Genomic DNA, 18,930 nt, shown 5'->3' on the forward strand with positions numbered 1-18,930 from the left:
TAGCATCGGAAGCCGCGACGGGCGTGCGCTTCCTCAGCGCGGGCGCGCCGGCCGGACGCCCGCCGGGCCGGCCGTTCGACACGGCGGCCGAGGCGCACTGAACCGCGCATCGCCCGCCGCAACATTCCTCATACTTATTACATCAACCGAAAAGAAAGCCGGTTGAAAGCCTGATTCGACGCGCCACTGTTACCACGCAGGAAACAATTTATCGTCAAAATCAGCGTTTACCCTGAACCCTCCGATGACTAAGATTTGATCAATCGCTTAAGACATGGTGTCAAGAGCGAACTCAATAAAACACCGGAGGTCATCATGAAATCGCTCGTTTCCGCAGTCGTTGCCGCTGCCGCCCTGTCCGCTTCGTTTGGCGCATTCGCCCAAAGCACCGTGACCCGCGCTCAAGTGCGCAACGAACTGGTTCAGCTCGAAAAAGCCGGCTACAAGCCGGGCCTGTCGAGCCCGTACTACCCGAACGACATCCAGAGCGCCGAAGCGCGCGTTCATGGTGCCGACACCAGCGGCTACGGCGCACAACCGGCTCCGGCCGTCCACTCGGGCGCCCCGGCTGCATCGTCGAACGCCCGCGACTCGATCTTCTTCGGCCAGTAAGCCGATGCGCCCTCGGCGGGCGCCGCGCGTCGCGCGATGAAGCAGCAAAGTCAGGACGAGCCCCCTTGCGGGGCTCGTCCTTTTTTATGAAACGCATACCTCCGCCGCCCGACAACGGGTGGCTTCGCCCGGGCGCCTGGCGTCCGGGCGCTTTTTCATCATCTGCGAGGTATGCGTGCGGGCAGGATGAAGCCGGGCACGCCCGTCAGCGCGGCGCGGCCGCGGCGGGCACCGAACGCGACAACACCCGCCACCGCGACAGCAGTTCGTCGCGATCGACATAGCAGCCCTGCAGATGCCGGCGGCCGGTAGACGGATCGAACTCGGTGCGCGCATGCAGCACGCGCCGGTTGTCGAACGCCCACATATCGCCCGCCCGCAGCCGGCGCTGCACGCGAAAGCGCGGCTCGCGCGCCAGCGCGAGGAACCGCCGGTACGCACGATAGACGGCCGCGACCGAGCCGGCCGGCGCATCGAGCGGCCCGCGCAGGAAGTTCGCGACACGCACCTCGGTGACGTTGCCGCTTGCATCGAGCCCGATCACCGGCGCCGAGCAGCGGTAATCGCTGTTCGCACTCTTGTTCCAGAACTCGAACGGCGTTGACGCGAGCCGGTCAAAATCGGCCGGATGCTCGCGCCGCAGCGCATCCGCAAGCGCAAAGCCGTCGAGGAACACACTGTCGCCGCCGGTCGCGTCGTTCGCGAGGCAATGCAGGAACTGCACGCCCGGCTGCAACTCGCGGGTCGGCAGATCGGTATGCGGCGGCAGGTTCAGCGACGTATACGCATTGCTGTCCGGGCGCGGCTTCGATTCGACGTCGAACAGCACGCCGAAATTGCTCTCGCGGATCAGGCCGACGCGGCGCGCGATTTCGTCGACACGGCCACGCTCGGCCGGCACGCCTTCGACGAGCGTCAGCCCCGTGCGCTGCAACGCGGCGAGCCACGCGAGCAAGGCGCGGTCGTCCTCCATCACGTCGCACCACGCGAACACGCCGATGGCCGTCGCATCGTCGCCGGCCCACACGTGCCGCCCGTGCGCGGCCTGGCGCTCCGCACGCGACGCATCGTCATACGCATGCGCGCGCAACCAGCCCGGCGACCACGCGCTGCGATGTCCGTCGTTCCACTCGACATGCAGCGCGCCGTCGGTTTCGACGTGCACCGTGAGCGCGGAGAGATCCTCGCGCGCGTCGGCGATCTCGAACACCTGCTCGCGCGTGACGGCATGCACGCAGGCGGAACACGCGCAGTTGTCGCGCAGCCAGTCGAAATGAAACGGCGATCGTCGCGTGTCGCTCCACTCGACGTCCACCGCGCCGTCGCCAATCGTCGCGGCCGCAATGGCCGCATCGGCCGAAAACGTCCGCCAGTCCTCGATACGGTGTTGCACTGCCTGCATCGTTGCCTCCCGGAAACGCCCGCTACGCCTGTGGTGCGAGCAGAAACCCGCCGACCGTCCGGTGCAGCCGCGCCGCCTGCGGACTCGTTCCGAGCGCGCGCCAGCAGCCGTGCACCAGCCCCTCTCCCATCCAGTAGTGCGCGGCACCGCCGGCCGCGCGAATCCGTTCGACGTACACGCGCGCATCGTCGCGCAGCGGATCGTGTTCCGCGCCGATCGCGAGCACGGGCGGCAGGCTGTCGAAACGCGAAGCCGCGAGCGGCACCGACGCGCGCAGCAGCGGGTTGCCGTCGCCCAGCGCGTCGGACAGGCCGCCTTCCCAATACAGTGCGCGATACCGATGGACGTCGTCGAGCGTCAGCATCGGCGCATGCGCTTCCGTTTCGCGCGCGGGCGATTGCGGCTCGAATCCGAGCATCGGATAGACGAGCGCGATGCCGTCGACACCGCCTTCGCCCGCCTCGCGCAACGCGGTGGCCACCGCCGCCGCGAGCATGCCGCCCGCGCTGTCGCCCGCGAGCGTCAGCGGATGCACGCACGGCCCGAACGGCCAGCGTGCGTCGCGCGCGGCGCGCGTGACGTCCAGGCAATCTTCCAGCGCGGCCGGCGCGCGATGCTCGGGCGCGAGCCGGTAGTCGACCGCGATCACGTCGAGCCCCGTATCGGCCGCCAGTTGCGCGGTGATCAGTGCATGACTGTCGAGCGAGCCGACGACGAAGCCGCCGCCATGAAAGAACAGCACCGTGCCGCGCGGCGTGCCATGCGCGGACGTGTAGCGCCGCAGCGCGATCGCGCGGCCGTCGGGCGCATGCCAGACGGCGTCCTGCTGCACGATGCCGGCCGGCAGCGCGGCCGGTGTCCATTCGGCCGCGAAGCGGTCGTAGAGGCGGCGCTGCTCGTCGGGCGAGCGCGCCGCCGCGTCGGCCGGATACCACGCGTCGACGGCTGCAACGAACGCCGCGATTTCCGGTTCGAGCATCGTGTGCGCTCCGCGGTTGAAAGTTCGCGCCCGCTAGCGGCGCGGCGGCAGGCCGATCACGCGGCCCGCATACGCGGGCGCGGCGCAATCGCGCTGCAATGCATGCAGCTCGGCCACGCGTGCGGCCACGTCGTCGTCGAACGGCGCCGACTTCGCGCCGTCGCGCGTATCGACGTGCAGCAGCATCTGCTCGCTCGCCGATACCGCATCGTCATGCCTGTCCGCAAACAGCTCGAGGTACAGGTGCAGCCGCTTCGCGTCGTGCGCGAGCACGCGCGCATCGACGCGCACCTGCGTGCCCTCCTTGATCTCGTGCAGATAGTTCACGTGCGCTTCGAGCGTGTAGACCGAGCGGCCCCGCTCGCGGCGCGCGGCGTCGTCGAGGCCGATGCGATCCAGCAGCGCATCGGTCGCGAAGCTGAAGATCAGCAGATAGAACGCATCGCGCAGGTGGCCGTTGTAGTCGACCCATTCGGGCCGCACCACGTCGCGGTAAATCGTCAGCGGGGTATCGCCCGTCATCGTCTCTCGTCCTCAGTCTTCGAATCGCATCCCGTGCCGCGCCTTCACCGCGGCGATCGACTTCAGCACCTCGGTGATGCACTCGTCGCGATAGCGCTCGAGTTCCTTGATGCTGCGCGTGCCCTGCTGTTCGGTCGTGCCTTCGACGACGCTGTCGATCAAGGCGTCGGTCAACGTGGGCGCGACCAGCTTCGTCCACGGCAGTTCGAGCGCGGGGCCGAATTGCTGCATGAAGTGTCGCATGCCCGCGTCGCCGCCGGCGAGCGTGTAGGTCAGGAACGTGCCCATGAACGACCAGCGGATGCCCGCGCCGAAGCGGATCGCATCGTCGATCTCGCCGGTCGTCGCGACGCCTTCGTTGACGAGGTGCAGCGCCTCGCGCCACAACGCTTCGAGCAGGCGATCCGCGATGAAGCCCGGCACTTCCTTGCGCACGTGCAGCGGCCGCATGCCGAGCTTGCGATAGATCTCCATCGCGCCCTCGACCGCTTCCGGCGACGTGCGCGCGCCGCCGAGCACTTCGACGAGCGGCAGCAGGTAGACGGGATTGAACGGATGGCCGACCACGCAGCGCTCCGGATGCGTCGCCCGTGCGTAGAAATCCGTCGGCAGCAGCCCCGACGTCGACGACGCGATGATCGCGTCGGGCTTCGCCGCACGGCTGATCTGCTCGTGCAGTTCGAGCTTCAGCGCCTCGCGCTCGGGCGCGCTTTCCTGGATGAAATCCGCATCGGCGACGCACGCCTCGATCGTCGATACGAAACGCAGCCGCGCGGGATCGGCGCCCGGCGCGAGGCCGACGCGTTCGAGCGCGGGCCATGCGTTCGCGACGTTCGCGCGCAGCCGCTCTTCCGCGCCCGGCGCGGGGTCCCAGACGACCACGTCGAGACCGTGCGCGAGCGCGCGGGAAATCCATCCGCTACCGATCACGCCGGTGCCGATGGCGGCGAACGTCTTGATGTCGGTCTTCACAGCCATGTCAACGCATCCTTCAAATCAGGGGAAATCGGTGGGCGGCCGCGCCCGTGCGTGCCGCCGCGTCATATCGATCAGTCGGTAAATCCGCTCACGCGAACTCGGCGGCCGCACGGCGTTCGAGCGGACGCTCGCCACGTGCGGGCAAGCCGAGCTTGCGGCGGCCTTCGGCCGGCGTCAGCACGCGGCCGCCGAGCCGTTCGACGATCTCGCGCGCGCGCTCGACGAGCGTGCCGTTGGTTGCATGCACGCCGCGATCGAGCCAGATGTTGTCTTCGAGGCCGACACGCACGTGGCCGCCGAGCAGCATCGCCTGCGCGACCATCGGCATCTGCATGCGGCCGATCCCGAAGCCGGCCCAGTGCGCACCCGGCGGCAGGTTGTCGACCATCGCCTTCATCGTGCCCGTGTCGGCCGGCGCGCCCCACGGAATGCCGAGGCACAGCTGGAACAACGGCGGATCGTCGAGCAGCCCTTCCTTCAGCAACTGCTTCGCGAACCACAGATGGCCCGTGTCGAAAATCTCCAGCTCCGGCTTCACGCCGAGTTCCTGGATGCGCTTCGCGCCGGCGCGCAACTGCGCGGGCGTCGATACGTAGATATAGTCGCCGTCGCCGAAATTCAGCGTGCCGCAGTCCAGCGTGCAGATTTCGGGCAGCAGTTCCTCGACGTGCGCGAGGCGCGTGAGGCCGCCGACCAGGTCGGTGCCCTTGCCGAAACGCATCGGGTCCTCGCCCGGGCCGATCTCGAGATCGCCGCCCATGCCGGCTGTCAGGTTGATGATCACGTCGACGTCGGCCGAGCGGATGCGGTCGACCACTTCGCGGTACAGGTTCGGGTCGCGGCTGCCGCGCCCCGTCTGCGGATCGCGCACGTGGCAGTGCGCCACCGTCGCGCCGGCTTTCGCGGCCTCGATCGCGGCGGCCGCGATCTCCTTCGGCGTGACCGGAATCGCCGGGTGCTTGCCGACCGTATCGCCGGCGCCGGTGACGGCGCAGGTGATGATGACTTCGTGGTTCATGCTGGTTGCCTCGTTTGAATCGGGTTGGGTCGCATTGCGGGGGTTTCGTCGGGGCGCGCCGGGTGCGGCGCGCGGGCCGTCACAGGCCGAGATACGCCTTCACGGCCGGCAGCCCGTCCTTGCCGTCGAACGTCTTGACGCCCGCGAGCCACGGATCGAGCACCTGCGGGTTCTTCTTCAGGTACGCCTTCGCGGCGTCGGCCGGCTTCGTCTTGCTCATCACCGACTGCATCAGCTGGTTCTCGAGCTGCGTCGAGAAGCGCAGGTTCGTGACGAGCTTGCCGGCGTTCGGGCAGCGTGAAATGAAGTCGGGGGCGGTGAGCGTGTACACGCGCGCTTCGCCGTAATTCGGCCCGAACGCCGCGTCGCCACCGGACAGGTAGTTCATGCTCAGCTGGATGTTCATCGGATGCGGCTCCCAGCCGAGGAAGACGACCCACTTCTTCTCGCGGACCGCGCGCTCGACCGTCACCAGCATCCCGGCTTCGCTCGATTCGACGAGCTTGAAGCCGCCGAGCCCGTACTGGTTCGTGTCGATCATCTTCTGGATCGTCGCGTTCGCGCTGCTGCCCGGCTCGATCCCGTAGATCTTGCCGTCGAGTTCCGCGCGGTGCTTCGCGATGTCCTCGAAGGTCTTCAGGCCGGCCTGGTATTCGTAGCTCGGCACCGCGAGCGTCGCCTTCGCGCCCGACAGGTTCGGCGGTTCGACGACGTTGATCGACTTGCTGTCGAGGAACGGCTGGAGCTGCTTCTGCTGCACGGGCCACCAGTAGCCGAGCGACACGTCGAGCTGCTTGCTCTTCAGGCCGGCGAACGAGATCGGCACCGACGCGATCGTCGTGGTCGGCTTGTAGCCGAGCGCCTCGAACACGGTCGACGCGAGCGCCGTGGTCGACGTGATGTCGGTCCAGCCGATATCCGCGAAACGCACGGTGCGGCAGGTCGCGGCATCCGTTTCGGCAAGCGCTGTGTGCGTGAACGCGCCGGTCGCCAGCACGGCCGCGGCAAGCGCGGCGATCTTCGTCGACTTCATGGTTCGTATCCTCCCGGTTGGACTCGCGGCAGCCGGTACGCGGGGTGTGCCCGGCCTGCATCGTGGGAGTAAAAGTAACGAGCCATATTGGCCGCAAGAAGACCGGCGGCGACCTGTTCTTGACTATTTGCGACTATGAGTGGAAACCACTAGGTTTCTTGAGAGGCTTGCCAGGTGGGGATTTCATGCGAATTCCCGATTGATCTGGCTTGTCCACATGCGGCGCGACGCCTTCGCTTCTGCCGGTCACGAACGGGGTGCCGGTGCGGCTTCGGGCCCGCGCTGCTCGCGCCGCACCGACGAACGGGTGTCACGAGCACATGTGAAGCTGGCCCGGTCTCCAGCAGCCGAAAGCGCGTTTCGTATTGCGGAATCCACGTCGAATTCCCGCGCCGCCGCCTTTTCGTCGCTTGAAAACATGTTTTACATCGCAAAAATCACGACGTAACCCATTGAAAATCAAGCAAAAATAATGTCTTATGTCTTATATAAGACATCGCCGAAAGCCCGACGAGCGGCGTTACTATTTATCCCATGCAGTTCGCTTCGACAGACGTAGCGGGCACGCTCAACCAGTTACTCAAACGCGCTTTGCTCCCAGGAGATTGACATGGCCCAGTATCAAGACGACATCAAGGCAGTTGCCGGTTTGAAGGAAAACCACGGCAGCGCGTGGAATGCGATCAGCCCCGAGTACGCCGCCCGCATGCGTGCCCAGAACAAGTTCAAGACGGGCCTGGACATCGCCAAGTACACCGCGAAGATCATGCGTGCCGACATGGCCGCCTATGATGCCGATCCGGCCAAGTACACGCAGTCGCTGGGTTGCTGGCACGGCTTTATCGGCCAGCAGAAGATGATCTCGATCAAGAAGCACTTCAACAGCACCGAACGCCGCTACCTGTATCTGTCCGGCTGGATGGTCGCTGCGCTGCGCTCCGAGTTCGGCCCGCTGCCGGACCAGTCGATGCACGAAAAGACTTCGGTCAGCGCGCTGATCCGCGAGCTGTACACGTTCCTGCGCCAGGCCGACGCCCGGGAACTGGGCGGCCTGTTCCGCGAGCTGGACGCCGCCAAGGACGCTGCCGCGAAGGCCGCGATCCAGGACAAGATCGACAACCACGTGACGCACGTCGTGCCGATCATCGCCGACATCGACGCCGGCTTCGGCAACGCGGAAGCCACGTACCTGCTGGCCAAGCAGTTCATCGAAGCAGGCGCATGCTGCATCCAGATCGAAAACCAGGTGTCCGACGAGAAGCAGTGCGGCCACCAGGACGGCAAGGTCACCGTGCCGCACGAGGACTTCCTCGCGAAGATCCGCGCGATCCGCTACGCGTTCCTGGAACTGGGCGTGGACGACGGCATCATCGTGGCCCGCACCGACTCGCTCGGCGCCGGCCTGACCAAGCAGATCGCCGTGACCAGCACGCCGGGCGACCTCGGCGACCAGTACAACGCGTTCCTCGACTGCGAAGAGCTGTCGGCCGACCAACTGGGCAACGGTGACGTCGTCATCAAGCGCGACGGCAAGCTGCTGCGTCCGAAGCGCCTGCCGAGCAACCTGTTCCAGTTCCGCGCCGGCACGGGCGAAGCGCGCTGCGTGCTCGACTGCATCACGTCGCTGCAAAACGGCGCCGACCTGCTGTGGATCGAAACCGAAAAACCGCATATCGCCCAGATCGGCGGCATGGTCAGCGAGATCCGCAAGGTCATCCCGAACGCGAAGCTGGTGTACAACAACAGCCCGTCGTTCAACTGGACGCTGAACTTCCGCCAGCAGGCGTACGACGCGCTGAAGGCAGCAGGCAAGGACGTGTCGGCCTACGACCGTGCGCAGCTGATGAGCGTGGAATACGACGAGACGGAACTGGCAGCGCTGGCCGACGAGAAGATCCGCACGTTCCAGGCCGATGCATCGCGTGAAGCAGGTATCTTCCATCACCTGATCACGCTGCCGACGTACCACACCGCCGCGCTGTCGACCGACAACCTGGCCAAGGAATACTTCGGCGACCAGGGCATGCTGGGCTACGTGGCCGGCGTGCAGCGCAAGGAAATCCGTCAGGGCATCGCCTGCGTGAAGCACCAGAACATGTCCGGCTCGGACATCGGTGACGATCACAAGGAATACTTCAGCGGCGAAGCCGCGCTGAAGGCGGCAGGCAAGGACAACACGATGAACCAGTTCTGATACCGGTCATCGCCAGGCGAAACGCCAGCCCGTTCCGGGTTGGCGTTTTTTTTTGTTCCCCGATGACCGGCACGAACGCGTCCGCCAGCACCGCCGGCTCGACCGGCAGCTCGACGAAGCGCACGCGCGCACCGCTGCGCTCATGCGTAGTTCATCATCACCGACTTGCTTTCCGTGTACTGGTCGATCACCGCGCGGCCGAGTTCGCGACCGAAACCCGACTGCTTCATCCCGCCGAACGGCATCGCGTTGTCGAGCAGCGAGTGGCAGTTGACCCACACCGTGCCGGCCGCGATACGCGGGATCAGCTTGTGAATCGCAGAAAGATCGTTCGACCAGATGCTCGCGCCGAGACCGTAAGGCGTGTCGTTGGCGAGCTGCACGGCCGTCTCGACATCGTCGAACGGCATCGCGACGAGCACCGGCCCGAAGATCTCCTCGCGCACGACGCGCATCGCCTGCGTCGTATCGATCAGCACGGTCGGTTCGACGAAGAAGCCGGGGCCGTCGATCGCGCGGCCGCCCGCGGCGGCACGGGCGCCCTCGCCGAAACCCGAGTCGATATAGGCGCACACGCGCTCGCGCTGCTTCGCCGAGACGAGCGGGCCGATCTGCGTCGACGGATCCATCCCCGGGCCGATCTTCAGGCTCGCGGCGATCTTCGCGACGCGTTCGATCACGTCGTCGAACACCTTCGAATGGATGTATGCGCGCGACCCGGCCGTGCACACCTGCCCCTGGTTGAAGAAGATCGCGTTCGCCACGCCCAGTGCGGCCTTGTCGGGATCGACGTCGGGCAGCACGATCACCGGCGACTTCCCGCCGAGTTCGAGCGACATCCGCGTCATGTTGTCGAGCGCCGCGTGGCCGATCGTCTTGCCCGTCTGCGTCGAGCCCGTGAACGCGATCTTGTCGATACGCGGATCGCGCGACAGCGCGGCGCCGGCCGTGTGACCGTAGCCGGTGACGATATTGACGACGCCGACCGGGAAACCGGCCTCCTGAATCAGCTCGCCCAGTCGCAATGCGCTGAGCGGCGTATCTTCGGCGGGTTTCAGCACCACGGTGCAGCCCGTGGCCAGCGCGGGCGCGAGCTTCCACGCCGCCATCAGCAGCGGGAAATTCCACGGAATGATCGCGCCGACGACGCCGACGGGTTCCTTGCGCGTATAGGTGAAGATCTCGCTGTCCGGCAAGTACGGCATGCCCGCATCGATCACGCTGCCTTCGATCTTCGTCGCCCAGCCGGCCATGTAGCGGAAGCACTGCGCGGCCATCGCGACATCGAGCCCCTGCGCCACCGTCACCGGCTTGCCGTTGTCGAGCGACTCGATTTCGGCCAGCTCGCGCGCATTCGCGTCGATCAGGTCGGCCAGCGCCAGCAGCAGGCGCGCGCGGTCGGTGGTCTTCGCGGAGCGCCACGGCCCCGCGTCGAATGCGCGCCGTGCGGCGGCGATGGCCTGCTGCACGTCATGCTCGTCCGCTTCGGGCACATGCGCGAGCACGGTGCCGTCGGCCGGGTTCACGACGTCGAGCCGGCGGCCCGACGCCGCATCGCACCACTCGGCGCCGATCAGCATTTTCTTCGGCTTCGCGAGAAACGCGCGCGTGGCGTCGAGCAGCGGGAAATGTTCGTTCGTCTCCATCTTCTTGATTCCTCGATTTCCTGAATGGGTCGGTCAGTAGCGATCGGCGACGCCGTCGATCCCGCGTGCCTGCAACGCGCGAACGAGGCCGGCGCGCACGGTCGCGACGTCGGAAATGGCGGGACGGCGGTGCGCGGCGACTTCGGCGGCCGTATAAGGCTTGAAGTCGCGCGGCAGCGCGTCGTGGTTCATCGTCGTGAGCACCCAGTTGAGCACGTCGGCCAGATCCTGGTCCGACAGCGCCGAGTTCGACGCGCCGGGCACGCGCATCACGTACTCGCGCCCGGCCGGCAGATGCGTGAAATAGCCGAGCGAGTTGGCGAGCGGCGGCACCTTGCCGGAGATGCCGCCGCCCGTCGCCGTGTGGCAGCCCATGCAGTTGAGCACCCAGTGCTGCCGCGCGAGCGCCGCATCGGCCTGACCTTCGGCATGCGCAGGTGCCGCGCTCAGGCTGACGACCGCCCCGGCAAGCATCAGCAGCGACGCCAGGCGACGCGACAGGCTGCCGACGAGCCGCGACGACACCGCGCACCGCGTGCGCGGCGCCGCGTCGCCGACACGGGACGCGCAGGCGCGCTTCACAGGCCGAGCCCCTTGATGACGACTTCGCGTTGCGCATGAACGGCCGTGCCGTCCATCGCCTTCGCGCGCGCCGCACGGATCTCCGCCGCCGTGAACGGCTTCGCGTCGCCGTGCTGCGCATTGAGATCGAATACGACGTAGTTGAGCACGTGCGCGATGTCGTCATCGCTCGCGCTCGCAAACGACGGCATCTTGAAGTTGTAGCGCTTGTCGTCCACCTTGATCTCGCCGAACATCCCGTGCAGCAGCGTCGCGACCAGTTGCGCGCGCCCCGGCTCGGCCGTCGCGTACTTGCCCGGATACCTGGTCAGCGGCGGCGCGAGGCCGTCCTGCCCCCTGCCGCCCGCCTGGTGGCACACCGCGCACTGCGCGTCGAACAGGCTCTTGCCGGCCGGGTAATGCACGGTTTCCTGCGCGCCGGCGGCGCCCGCCAACGCGAAGGCCGCCACGGCCGTCATGCATGCGACGGCAATCTTTCCCGCTTGCTTCCCTTTCATTGTTTTGCCGCTCCCAGCAGAACCGAAACCGAACAGTGATAGTTCGAATTTCCGTTGGCCATGCACCAGTTGATGTCGTTGTTCAGCGACAGCTTGTACAGCGGCTTCTCGCGCTCGTTGCGATTGCAGAAGCACTTTCCGCACGACGTCTTGCCGCAGCAATCGTTGTACGACACGATGTAGTCCGAACCGTCGTGCGGATTGCGGCACGTGCCGATCCACGTGATCGGCGAAGGCGTCGTGCCCGGCGGGCAACTGCTCGACGTGCCGCCGCAGCAACTGCACAGCCAGCCGTCGATCGCGCAGTATTTCCAGTAGTCGCAGCTCATCGGGTCGTCGCTTGCTCCCGATGCGGCGGCGCCGGACGCCGCTTCGGCCGCATACGCGGTGCGATCGACGGGCAGCAGCGGCAGCATCGCCGATCCCACCAGCACCTTGCCGAGCTTCGCCATCGCGCTGCGCCGCGAACTATGCTGCGCGACGCCGCGCGCCGACCGCTCGAACCATGAATCAAACAGGCCCATGTCGTTGTTCTCCCTTGACGTTGAAAGACAGTCGGCCGGTCATGCGTGCTGCGCGTGCGCGTCGTGACTGTGATCGCCGTGCACGAACTGCTGCAGCGATGCGACGCCGCGCTCCTTCGCTTCGAACAGGCTCTCGAGATGCTCGCGCGTGTTGACGAGCCCCTTCGCACGCACCGTGCCGGTTTCGTCGAGCAGCACCGCGTACGGCAGCTTGCCGATCTGGTATGCGAGGCCGAGTTCCTGCGACAGCACGTACGGGAAGCGCCCGAGGTCGTGCTTGCGCGCGAAGCGCGTGTGTTCGTCTGCATCGCCGTCGCTCGCGAGCACGATGTTCACCGGCGTCGATTCGCTCGCCTGCAGCGACGGCAGCAGCGGCAGCAGCTTCTTGCAGACGGGGCACGTCGGCGACAGGAAGAACAGCAGCGTCGCCTTGCCCGATGCATCGATGCCGCCGACCTTCACCTGCGAGCCGCGAATGTCGGTCAGTTCGAACGTCGGCGCGATCGCGCCGACCGCCGGCCCCTTGTCGATCATCAATGCGCCGGCCGGCATGATGCGTTCGTACAGGATGCCGATCTGGCGCACGAGCGCGAGGCAGATCGCGCCGAGCGCGAGGACGGCCACCCACAGCAGGGCGGTGGAAACGGTGAGAGCGGTTTGCATCATGAATTCCTCAGGTGGGAAAGGCGCGGACCGTTGGCGAGCAGCACGTCGACGGTGAGCAGCGCGCAGACGATCAACAGCACGGAGAAGAACAGCGTCAGGTAGTCGAACCACACGACCGCGCGTGCGCCCGGTTCGACGAGCGCGGTCGCGGCCAGCGCGGCGAGCAGCAGCGCGCGCCCGACGTGCAGCCAGCCGATGCCGCGCGGTGCGTCCGCGCGCGCCGCCGCGAAGCCGGAACAGCCGCAGTCGATGTCGGTGTGGCCGCGCAGGAGATTGATCGCAATCGCGGCGGCGAAGGCCACGAGCAACGCGATCAGGCCGATCGCGCCGGCCGTGCGCGTATCGGGAAACAGCAGCGCCGCGGCGCCGACGGCTTCCGCGAGCGGAATCGCGAACGCGACGGGTGCGGTCAGCGCATCGGGCAACAGCCGGTAGCCGGCGAGCGCCTGGCTGAACGCGGCGGGCCGGCGCATCTTCGCGAAGGCGCCGAGCAGCACGACGACGGCAGCGCCGGCCTGCGCGCTGGTGGCAAGGACAGGATCGAGCGTCATCGCGGCCTCACGGGTTGACGAGCAGCGTCGACGTATTGCCGATTTGCTTCTCGACGTTCTGCAGCTTGCCCGTGCGCGCATCCATCACGACCAGGTCGGACGTCGCCGTCAGCCCGTAGAACAGCGGCTTGTCGTCGTCGCTGACCTGGATCGACACGAGCGGATCGACCTTCTGCTGCGCGAGATCCCAGCGCGCGACGCGCTGCTTCGACTTCAGGTCGACTACCCACACCTGCGTGCCGGGATCCTTGTGCGAGCCGTCGCCGCCCTTGTGCATCAGCACGTAGTAGCGGTTCAGCCGCGCCTGCACGGCCGTCTGCTGCATGCCGCCCGGGCGCCAGCCTTCGGCACGCTCGGCGTCCGTCAACAGCGGCCAAGGCTTGCCGAACGCCGGCTTGTCGCCGCTGAAATCGGCGCTGCGCACATTGCCGCCATAAGTCGTGAACAGATAGTCGCCCTTGTAGCGCGACGCGTTCACGAACGCCGGATCCTTGTCCACGTCGATGAATGCATCCGACATCGCGCGCTTCGTTTCCTTGCCGTTCGCATCGAGCGTGACGGTCAGCGCCTTGCCGCTTTCGCACAGCGCGGTGAAGCGGTCGTTGCCCGACGGATACGCGAGCACGCACGCCGCCGTGTCGATCTCCGACAGCACCTTCTTCGACACCGCGTCGATCACCGTCACCGATGCGGCCGGCGTGATGTTCGCGACGTACAGCCGCTTGCCGTCCGCGCTGAACGCGGTGTTGTACGGCGACGGCACGTGCTGCGCATGCTTCGCCGGAATCACGATCTCGCCTGCGTGATCGAGCGTCGTGTTGTCGGTCATCTCGACGACGTCGGTGCGCGTGCCGTGCGAGCCGCGCGAGAAGTAGGTCGTCGCGACGAAGCTCGTCCTGTGATCGGGCGAGATCGCGAAGCCGGGGCCGAAGCCGCCGTCGATCTGGCCGAGCAGCTTCTTCGCATCGGCGTCGTACGCGTAGATGCGTCCGTCGGTCATCGACGGCATCGAGATGTCGACGATATAGACCTCGTGCGGATGCCACGGCGGCATCTTCTGCACGACCAGTTCCTCCGGCTTTTCCGTCGCGTTCGCGCTTCCGGCCCATGCCGCCGCGAACGCCAGCGTCGCCGCGAGCACCGCGGTTCGTCGCCTTGTCCTCATGTCGCCTCCAGTTGGGGAATCACGTGATGTGGGGCGACTGTAGTTCGACAATAAATCCGGTCAGCACCCGGACCGGCACCGCGTGCGTGCCGATTCGGGATAGTGGAAAACCGCCTGAAAGCCGCGTCGGCCGGCAGCTTCCGACCCTCTGAGAAATGCGCGTGGAATAGCGCTCCCCCTTATTGCGCCGACCGCGCGGTCGGTTTAATCTTGCGCGGTCCTGAACGACGCACCCGGAGGCGCTGTGTTCGTGTTCCACGAGAGGTTCGACAACGCGGACCGGCATGCCGAGGCGCTGCGCGGCTGGAACCAGCGCTACGACCAGATCGGCTCCGGCGCGTATCGCAGCGCGGTCAAGCATGCGGTGCTGGATGGCGTGCAGCTGTTCCAGGAAACCGCCAACGTCCGGATCATCCAGCGCGGACGATTGCCGCACGACCATACGGTGTTCGGCATGCCGCTCACCGGCTCGGGTGCGTTCGCATTCGGCGGCGCGCGCATCGACCGCGGCATGATAGTGATGGCGCGTGGCGGTGCGCCGTTCGAGCTGCATTCGCCCGACGACATGTCGCTGATCGGCGTCGTCGCCGATGGCGAACTGATGCAGCAGGTCGAGGATGCAGCCGATGTCCACCTCGACGAAGCCGCGTTGCGGCGCGGTGTCGCCGACATGCCCACCGCCGTGCTGATGCGCGCGAGCGTGCAGATCGCCACGCAACTCGAGCGGGTGCTGTCGGCACCCGATACCTATCGCGACGCACGCGCGCAGCGCGAACTGCGCGGCGAGATCGGCAACGCGCTCGTCGATCTCCTCACGTACCGGATGCCCGAGCCGTCGAACCGTCTCACGCACGCGTGCCGCGCCGACATCGTGCGCCGCGTGCACGACTACGTGATCGGCCATCCCGAAGCACCGGTCGACGTGCTGAGCCTGTGCGCGCAATTGCGCGTGAGCCGGCGCACGATGCAGAACAGCTTCCAGTCGGTCGTGCAGACCAGCCCGCTGCATTACGTACGCTCGCTGCGCCTGTCGCAAGTACGGCGGATGCTGCTCGATACGCGGCAGGCCAACCTGCCGATCAGCGACGCGGCCGCGCGCTGGGGCTTCATCCACCTCGGGCATTTCGCGAACGCGTACAAGGCGCAGTTCGGCGAGTTGCCGTCGACCACCGCGCGCCGGTCCGTGCGTGGCGCAAAAACGCGCTGAAGCCGCGCAAAACCCGCGATAATCTCCCGCTGACCGTTCGGCGCATGTGCACCAGCCGCGGCGCATGCCCGTCCGCTCGCCGCCCCGTGCGATGCGCGACGACCACCGGATACCATCCCCTGCCCCGATGCCCGAGGATTTCCACTTCCTGCTGCTGCCCGGCTTCTCCGCACTCGGCTTCATGTCCGCGGTCGAGCCGCTGCGGGTCGCGAACCGCTTTCGCACCGAGCTCTATCGCTGGCACGTGATCAGCGCCGACGGCGCGCCCGTCGCCGCCAGCAACGGCATTCCGGTCGCCGCCGAAGCCGCGTGCGCGGATGTCGACAAGGTCGATACGGTGTTCGTCGTCGCGGGTTTCGATCCGCTCGTGTGCTACACGCGTGCGATCGGCGACTGGCTGCGCCGCCAGCACCGTCACGGGGCAACGCTCGGCGGCATCGACACGGGCAGTTTCGTGCTCGCGGAAGCCGGGCTGTTCGACGCGTCGCAACCGCTCACGCTGCACTGGGAAGCACTGGCCGCGTTCCGCGAACGCTACCCCGGCCTGAACGCGACACAGGAGCTGTTCGAGATCGACGACCGGCGCATCACGTGCGCGGGCGGCACCGCATCGATCGACATGATGCTCGACCTGATCGGGCGGCGGCACGGCGCCGATCTCGCGGCGGCGATCTCCGAGCAGTTCGTCGTCAGCCGGATCCGGCAGCGCTCGGACAGCCAGCGGCTCGAGATCGCCGCACGCTACGGCGTGCACAACCGCAAGCTGATCCAGGTGATCGGCACGATGCAGCGGCACATGGAAAACCCGCTCGGCTCCGATGCGCTCGCGCAGGAAGTCTCGATCACGCGGCGCCAGCTCGAACGGCTGTTCAGCGCGACGCTGAACGACACGCCGACGCATTTCTACCTGAACCTGCGGCTCGATCGCGCCCGTGAACTGCTGCAGCAGACCGACATGAGCATCACATCGGTCTGCGTCGCGTGCGGGTTCGAATCGCCGTCGCATTTTTCGCGCACATATCGCGCGCGATTCGGCTTGAGCCCGCGCAGCGACCGGCGCGCGACGCGCTGATCGTCGCGGGTTTTAAGCACAATCCGGCGTGGTATTCCGCGTTCCGGCAGCGTTTCCCGCCGCTCGCTGAACAATGCCGGCGATTGATCGACGGACCGAAGCGGTCGTCGAAAATAAATTGGAATGTCGTTGAAAATATTCTGTAACATACCAAAAAAAGTTAGATAGGCAGCCTAACGACACGCGTGCTGCATCTCGACGCGCGTGGCGCCACGTGGGCTATCAACCGATATCGATCCGATCCGAGGGGTATGACATGACGATGCTCGATTCGCCGTCGCCGCACCTGCCTGCCGTTCGCTTCTTCGTCCGCTCCCCCCGCTCTTCGCCCGCCCGTTTCTTTTCGACCTGACATTTAGGGTTCCTTAGTCAGTCGACACTCCCAACACCGCTTCGCCGCACCGGTTCCATCGAACCGGCGCGCGGGCCGTGTCGTGCCTGCGCGCCACGAACGCGCGGGCGTGTCCAACCGTTGAGATGAGGATCACGTATGCAGACATCACGCAAAGCACTGCCGCTCGCCCTGGGTCTCGCGCTCGGTTTCGGCATCGTCGGCGGCACCGCGGCCGATACGAAAGTCTCGAATCCGCAAGCGACGAGCCTGCGCGAAAGCCTGACGCGCGGCGTCGCGCCGCCGGCCGCCAAGGCCGATACGGCCGCCGGGCAGTTCCGCGCGGACGGCGTCGCCGTCACGCTGTACAACCCCGCGTATCGCGCGAAGAAGACCGCCACGACGCCCGCCGCCACCGCGCGCGACTTCGTCGCGTCGCAGGCCACGCAGCTCGGGCTCGACGCGGCCGCGCTCGCGAGCCTCGTCGTTACGTCGGAGCGCAGCGATGCCGACTTCACCGTCGTGCGCCTGCAGCAGCAGGCAGCCGGCTTGCCCGTGTACGGCAGCGATATCGCGGTGACGGTCGCGAAGGACGGCCGCATCCTGTACGTCGCGAGCAACACGATCAACGGCGTGGTCGCGACGTCGCGCAAGTCGCAGGCCGTCGACCAGCAGCAGGCGCTCGACCGCGCACGCGCGTATCTCGGCGTGAGCGGCTTCACGAATCTGGATGCGCAGCTCGTCGCCTTCGTCGACAAGACCGGCACGCATATCGTGTGGAAAGTGCGCGGCCGCCCGAACGACGGCCCGAAAGGCGATTGGGAACTGCTGATCGACTCGGGCAGCGGCGAAGTGCTGCGCGCCGAGGACAAGGCGTTCTACGCCACCGACGGCACGGGCTTCGTGTTCCGGCCCGACCCGCTGTCGCCGACCAAAAGCAGCTACGGCAGCACGGGCTACAAGGACAGCAACGACACCGATTCGTCGCAGCTCACCGCCGCGCGCGTGCGCGTGACGCTGAAGGACCTTGCGCTGTCGGGTGGGCGTTACTCGCTGTCGGGCCCGTATGCCGCCTGCGTCGATTTCGATGCGCCGCTCGACAAGGCATGCCCCGTGCAGTCGACGCCCGCGTTCGAGTTCGCGCGCGGCAACCTGTATTTCGAGGCCGTGAACACGTACTTCCACATCGACACGTTCCTGCGTTACGTGAACCAGACGCTCGGCATCAAGGCGATGCCGTACCAGTACACAGGGGGCGTGCAGTACGACCCGCACGGCGAATCGGGCGACGACAACTCGTCGTACTCGTCGAGCAGCGGCCGGCTGACCTTCGGGCAAGGCGGCGTCGACGACGCGGAGGATGCGGACGTCGTGATCCACGAGCTCGGCCACGGCATCCACGACTGGGTGACGAACGGCGGCCTGTCGCAGCAGGAAGGGTTGTCGGAAGGCACCGGCGACTATCTCGCCGCCGCGTACAGCCGCGACTTCAACCAGTGGAGCCCGTCGGATGCGCAGTACCAATGGGTCTACAACTGGGACGGTCACAACGAGTTCTGGGGCGGACGCGTGACCAACTGGAACGTCGGGCGTACCTATGCTCAGGCGCGCGGCGCGGAGATCCATACGGCCGGCCAGTACTGGGCCTCGTGCAACCTCGTCGCGCGCGACGCGATCGGTGCGCAGGCGATGGACAAGGCGTTCCTGAAGGGGTTGTCGATGACCAACAGCTCGACCAACCAGAAGGCCGCCGCGCAGGCCGTGCTGACGGCCGCCTCCGCACTCGGCTACAGCAGCGCGCAGCTCACCGCGATCGGCAATGCGTACAACCAGAGTTGCACGTACGGCGTGACCGTACCGAAGAAGTCGTAATTCCGCAGCAGGCGGGGGCGCATCGCACGACCTGCGGCGCGCCCTCTTCCTCGACATCGCCATCCTCACGAGATCGAAC

19 protein-coding genes are annotated in these 18,930 nt (G+C 66.8%); 6 read left to right on the plus strand and 13 right to left on the minus strand.

Annotated elements, in window-relative coordinates; genetic code table 11:
* Positions 1 to 315: 315 nt before the first annotated feature.
* Positions 316 to 612: a DUF4148 domain-containing protein gene (locus tag G3N64_RS14775; protein WP_205784621.1), complete on the plus strand. Its 297-nt coding sequence runs from the start codon at positions 316 to 318 to the stop codon at positions 610 to 612.
* A 205-nt stretch (positions 613 to 817) separates the two neighbouring features.
* On the opposite strand, the gene G3N64_RS14780 is transcribed toward G3N64_RS14775, so the two are convergent.
* From G3N64_RS14780 to G3N64_RS14805, 6 genes are all read right to left on the minus strand, one after another.
* Positions 818 to 2,014, minus strand: coding sequence for a TauD/TfdA family dioxygenase (locus G3N64_RS14780; protein ID WP_205784622.1), 1,197 nt, complete (start codon positions 2,012 to 2,014; stop codon positions 818 to 820).
* A 22-nt stretch (positions 2,015 to 2,036) separates the two neighbouring features.
* Positions 2,037 to 2,993 (minus strand): alpha/beta hydrolase, encoded by a 957-nt coding sequence (locus G3N64_RS14785; protein WP_205784623.1) that lies wholly within the window; start codon positions 2,991 to 2,993, stop codon positions 2,037 to 2,039.
* Positions 2,994 to 3,026: 33 nt separating this feature from the next.
* Positions 3,027 to 3,515, minus strand: coding sequence for a thioesterase family protein (locus G3N64_RS14790; RefSeq protein WP_205784624.1), 489 nt, complete (start codon positions 3,513 to 3,515; stop codon positions 3,027 to 3,029).
* A 12-nt stretch (positions 3,516 to 3,527) separates the two neighbouring features.
* On the minus strand, positions 3,528 to 4,493 hold the full coding sequence (locus tag G3N64_RS14795) for an L-carnitine dehydrogenase (protein ID WP_011354221.1): 966 nt from the start codon (positions 4,491 to 4,493) through the stop codon (positions 3,528 to 3,530).
* 88 nt (positions 4,494 to 4,581) lie between these two features.
* Positions 4,582 to 5,511, minus strand: coding sequence for a 3-keto-5-aminohexanoate cleavage protein (locus G3N64_RS14800; protein WP_205784625.1), 930 nt, complete (start codon positions 5,509 to 5,511; stop codon positions 4,582 to 4,584).
* Between the two features lie 79 nt (positions 5,512 to 5,590).
* Positions 5,591 to 6,544: a choline ABC transporter substrate-binding protein gene (locus tag G3N64_RS14805; RefSeq protein WP_205784626.1), complete on the minus strand. Its 954-nt coding sequence runs from the start codon at positions 6,542 to 6,544 to the stop codon at positions 5,591 to 5,593.
* Between the two features lie 199 nt (positions 6,545 to 6,743).
* On the opposite strand from G3N64_RS14805, the gene G3N64_RS14810 reads away from it, so the two are divergent.
* Together G3N64_RS14810 and G3N64_RS14815 are read left to right on the plus strand one after the other, a co-directional pair.
* Positions 6,744 to 6,992, plus strand: a complete 249-nt coding sequence (locus G3N64_RS14810) for a hypothetical protein (RefSeq protein WP_205784627.1) — start codon at positions 6,744 to 6,746, stop codon at positions 6,990 to 6,992.
* 162 nt (positions 6,993 to 7,154) lie between these two features.
* On the plus strand, positions 7,155 to 8,738 hold the full coding sequence (locus G3N64_RS14815) for an isocitrate lyase (RefSeq protein WP_085038736.1): 1,584 nt from the start codon (positions 7,155 to 7,157) through the stop codon (positions 8,736 to 8,738).
* Positions 8,739 to 8,878: 140 nt separating this feature from the next.
* Here G3N64_RS14815 and G3N64_RS14820 read toward each other — a convergent pair whose 3' ends face one another.
* The 7 genes from G3N64_RS14820 to G3N64_RS14850 form a co-directional block, all read right to left on the minus strand.
* Positions 8,879 to 10,384 carry an aldehyde dehydrogenase family protein gene (locus tag G3N64_RS14820; RefSeq protein WP_205784628.1) on the minus strand — a complete coding sequence of 502 codons (1,506 nt, stop codon included), beginning with the start codon at positions 10,382 to 10,384 and terminating at the stop codon, positions 8,879 to 8,881.
* A gap of 33 nt (positions 10,385 to 10,417) precedes the next feature.
* The gene (locus tag G3N64_RS14825; RefSeq protein ID WP_241020975.1) at positions 10,418 to 10,858 is read right to left on the minus strand and encodes a cytochrome c; all 441 of its coding nucleotides are present in this window, start codon (positions 10,856 to 10,858) and stop codon (positions 10,418 to 10,420) included.
* 104 nt (positions 10,859 to 10,962) lie between these two features.
* Positions 10,963 to 11,463, minus strand: coding sequence for a cytochrome c (locus G3N64_RS14830; protein WP_205784629.1), 501 nt, complete (start codon positions 11,461 to 11,463; stop codon positions 10,963 to 10,965).
* Entirely contained in the window at positions 11,460 to 11,987 is a 528-nt protein-coding gene (locus G3N64_RS14835; RefSeq protein WP_205784630.1) for a methylamine dehydrogenase light chain, read from the minus strand. The genes G3N64_RS14830 and G3N64_RS14835 overlap by 4 nt, the downstream gene beginning before the upstream one ends.
* 39 nt (positions 11,988 to 12,026) lie before the next feature.
* The gene (gene mauD, locus G3N64_RS14840; RefSeq protein ID WP_205784631.1) at positions 12,027 to 12,653 is read right to left on the minus strand and encodes a methylamine dehydrogenase accessory protein MauD; all 627 of its coding nucleotides are present in this window, start codon (positions 12,651 to 12,653) and stop codon (positions 12,027 to 12,029) included.
* The gene (locus G3N64_RS14845) at positions 12,650 to 13,204 is read right to left on the minus strand and encodes a MauE/DoxX family redox-associated membrane protein (protein ID WP_205784632.1); all 555 of its coding nucleotides are present in this window, start codon (positions 13,202 to 13,204) and stop codon (positions 12,650 to 12,652) included. The genes mauD and G3N64_RS14845 overlap by 4 nt, the downstream gene beginning before the upstream one ends.
* 7 nt (positions 13,205 to 13,211) lie before the next feature.
* Complete coding sequence (locus G3N64_RS14850) at positions 13,212 to 14,369, minus strand: amine dehydrogenase large subunit (RefSeq protein WP_205784633.1); 1,158 nt, start codon at positions 14,367 to 14,369, stop codon at positions 13,212 to 13,214.
* A 244-nt stretch (positions 14,370 to 14,613) separates the two neighbouring features.
* Here G3N64_RS14850 and G3N64_RS14855 point away from each other — a divergent pair, with 244 nt between their 5' ends.
* The 3 genes from G3N64_RS14855 (at position 14,614) to G3N64_RS14865 (ending at position 18,851) form a co-directional block, all read left to right on the plus strand.
* On the plus strand, positions 14,614 to 15,576 hold the full coding sequence (locus tag G3N64_RS14855; RefSeq protein ID WP_205784634.1) for a helix-turn-helix domain-containing protein: 963 nt from the start codon (positions 14,614 to 14,616) through the stop codon (positions 15,574 to 15,576).
* Positions 15,577 to 15,703: 127 nt separating this feature from the next.
* Positions 15,704 to 16,648 carry a GlxA family transcriptional regulator gene (locus tag G3N64_RS14860; RefSeq protein WP_166962216.1) on the plus strand — a complete coding sequence of 315 codons (945 nt, stop codon included), beginning with the start codon at positions 15,704 to 15,706 and terminating at the stop codon, positions 16,646 to 16,648.
* 490 nt (positions 16,649 to 17,138) lie between these two features.
* Positions 17,139 to 18,851 carry a M36 family metallopeptidase gene (locus G3N64_RS14865; protein ID WP_205784635.1) on the plus strand — a complete coding sequence of 571 codons (1,713 nt, stop codon included), beginning with the start codon at positions 17,139 to 17,141 and terminating at the stop codon, positions 18,849 to 18,851.
* Positions 18,852 to 18,930 lie beyond the last annotated feature (79 nt).

Origin of the sequence: Burkholderia sp. Ac-20344, from assembly GCF_017104975.1 — a bacterium.
GTDB lineage: Bacteria > Pseudomonadota > Gammaproteobacteria > Burkholderiales > Burkholderiaceae > Burkholderia.

Coding starts and splice junctions, on each gene's coding strand:
- G3N64_RS14775 (WP_205784621.1), top strand. CDS start 316: ATGAAATCGCTCGTTTCCGCAGTCGTTGCCGCTGCCGCCCTGTCCGCT.
- G3N64_RS14780 (WP_205784622.1), bottom strand. CDS start 2,014: ATGCAGGCAGTGCAACACCGTATCGAGGACTGGCGGACGTTTTCGGCC.
- G3N64_RS14785 (WP_205784623.1), bottom strand. CDS start 2,993: ATGCTCGAACCGGAAATCGCGGCGTTCGTTGCAGCCGTCGACGCGTGG.
- G3N64_RS14790 (WP_205784624.1), bottom strand. CDS start 3,515: ATGACGGGCGATACCCCGCTGACGATTTACCGCGACGTGGTGCGGCCC.
- G3N64_RS14795 (WP_011354221.1), bottom strand. CDS start 4,493: ATGGCTGTGAAGACCGACATCAAGACGTTCGCCGCCATCGGCACCGGC.
- G3N64_RS14800 (WP_205784625.1), bottom strand. CDS start 5,511: ATGAACCACGAAGTCATCATCACCTGCGCCGTCACCGGCGCCGGCGAT.
- G3N64_RS14805 (WP_205784626.1), bottom strand. CDS start 6,544: ATGAAGTCGACGAAGATCGCCGCGCTTGCCGCGGCCGTGCTGGCGACC.
- G3N64_RS14815 (WP_085038736.1), top strand. CDS start 7,155: ATGGCCCAGTATCAAGACGACATCAAGGCAGTTGCCGGTTTGAAGGAA.
- G3N64_RS14820 (WP_205784628.1), bottom strand. CDS start 10,384: ATGGAGACGAACGAACATTTCCCGCTGCTCGACGCCACGCGCGCGTTT.
- G3N64_RS14825 (WP_241020975.1), bottom strand. CDS start 10,858: ATGCTTGCCGGGGCGGTCGTCAGCCTGAGCGCGGCACCTGCGCATGCC.
- G3N64_RS14830 (WP_205784629.1), bottom strand. CDS start 11,463: ATGAAAGGGAAGCAAGCGGGAAAGATTGCCGTCGCATGCATGACGGCC.
- G3N64_RS14835 (WP_205784630.1), bottom strand. CDS start 11,987: ATGGGCCTGTTTGATTCATGGTTCGAGCGGTCGGCGCGCGGCGTCGCG.
- mauD (WP_205784631.1), bottom strand. CDS start 12,653: ATGATGCAAACCGCTCTCACCGTTTCCACCGCCCTGCTGTGGGTGGCC.
- G3N64_RS14845 (WP_205784632.1), bottom strand. CDS start 13,204: ATGACGCTCGATCCTGTCCTTGCCACCAGCGCGCAGGCCGGCGCTGCC.
- G3N64_RS14850 (WP_205784633.1), bottom strand. CDS start 14,369: ATGAGGACAAGGCGACGAACCGCGGTGCTCGCGGCGACGCTGGCGTTC.
- G3N64_RS14860 (WP_166962216.1), top strand. CDS start 15,704: ATGCCCGAGGATTTCCACTTCCTGCTGCTGCCCGGCTTCTCCGCACTC.
- G3N64_RS14865 (WP_205784635.1), top strand. CDS start 17,139: ATGCAGACATCACGCAAAGCACTGCCGCTCGCCCTGGGTCTCGCGCTC.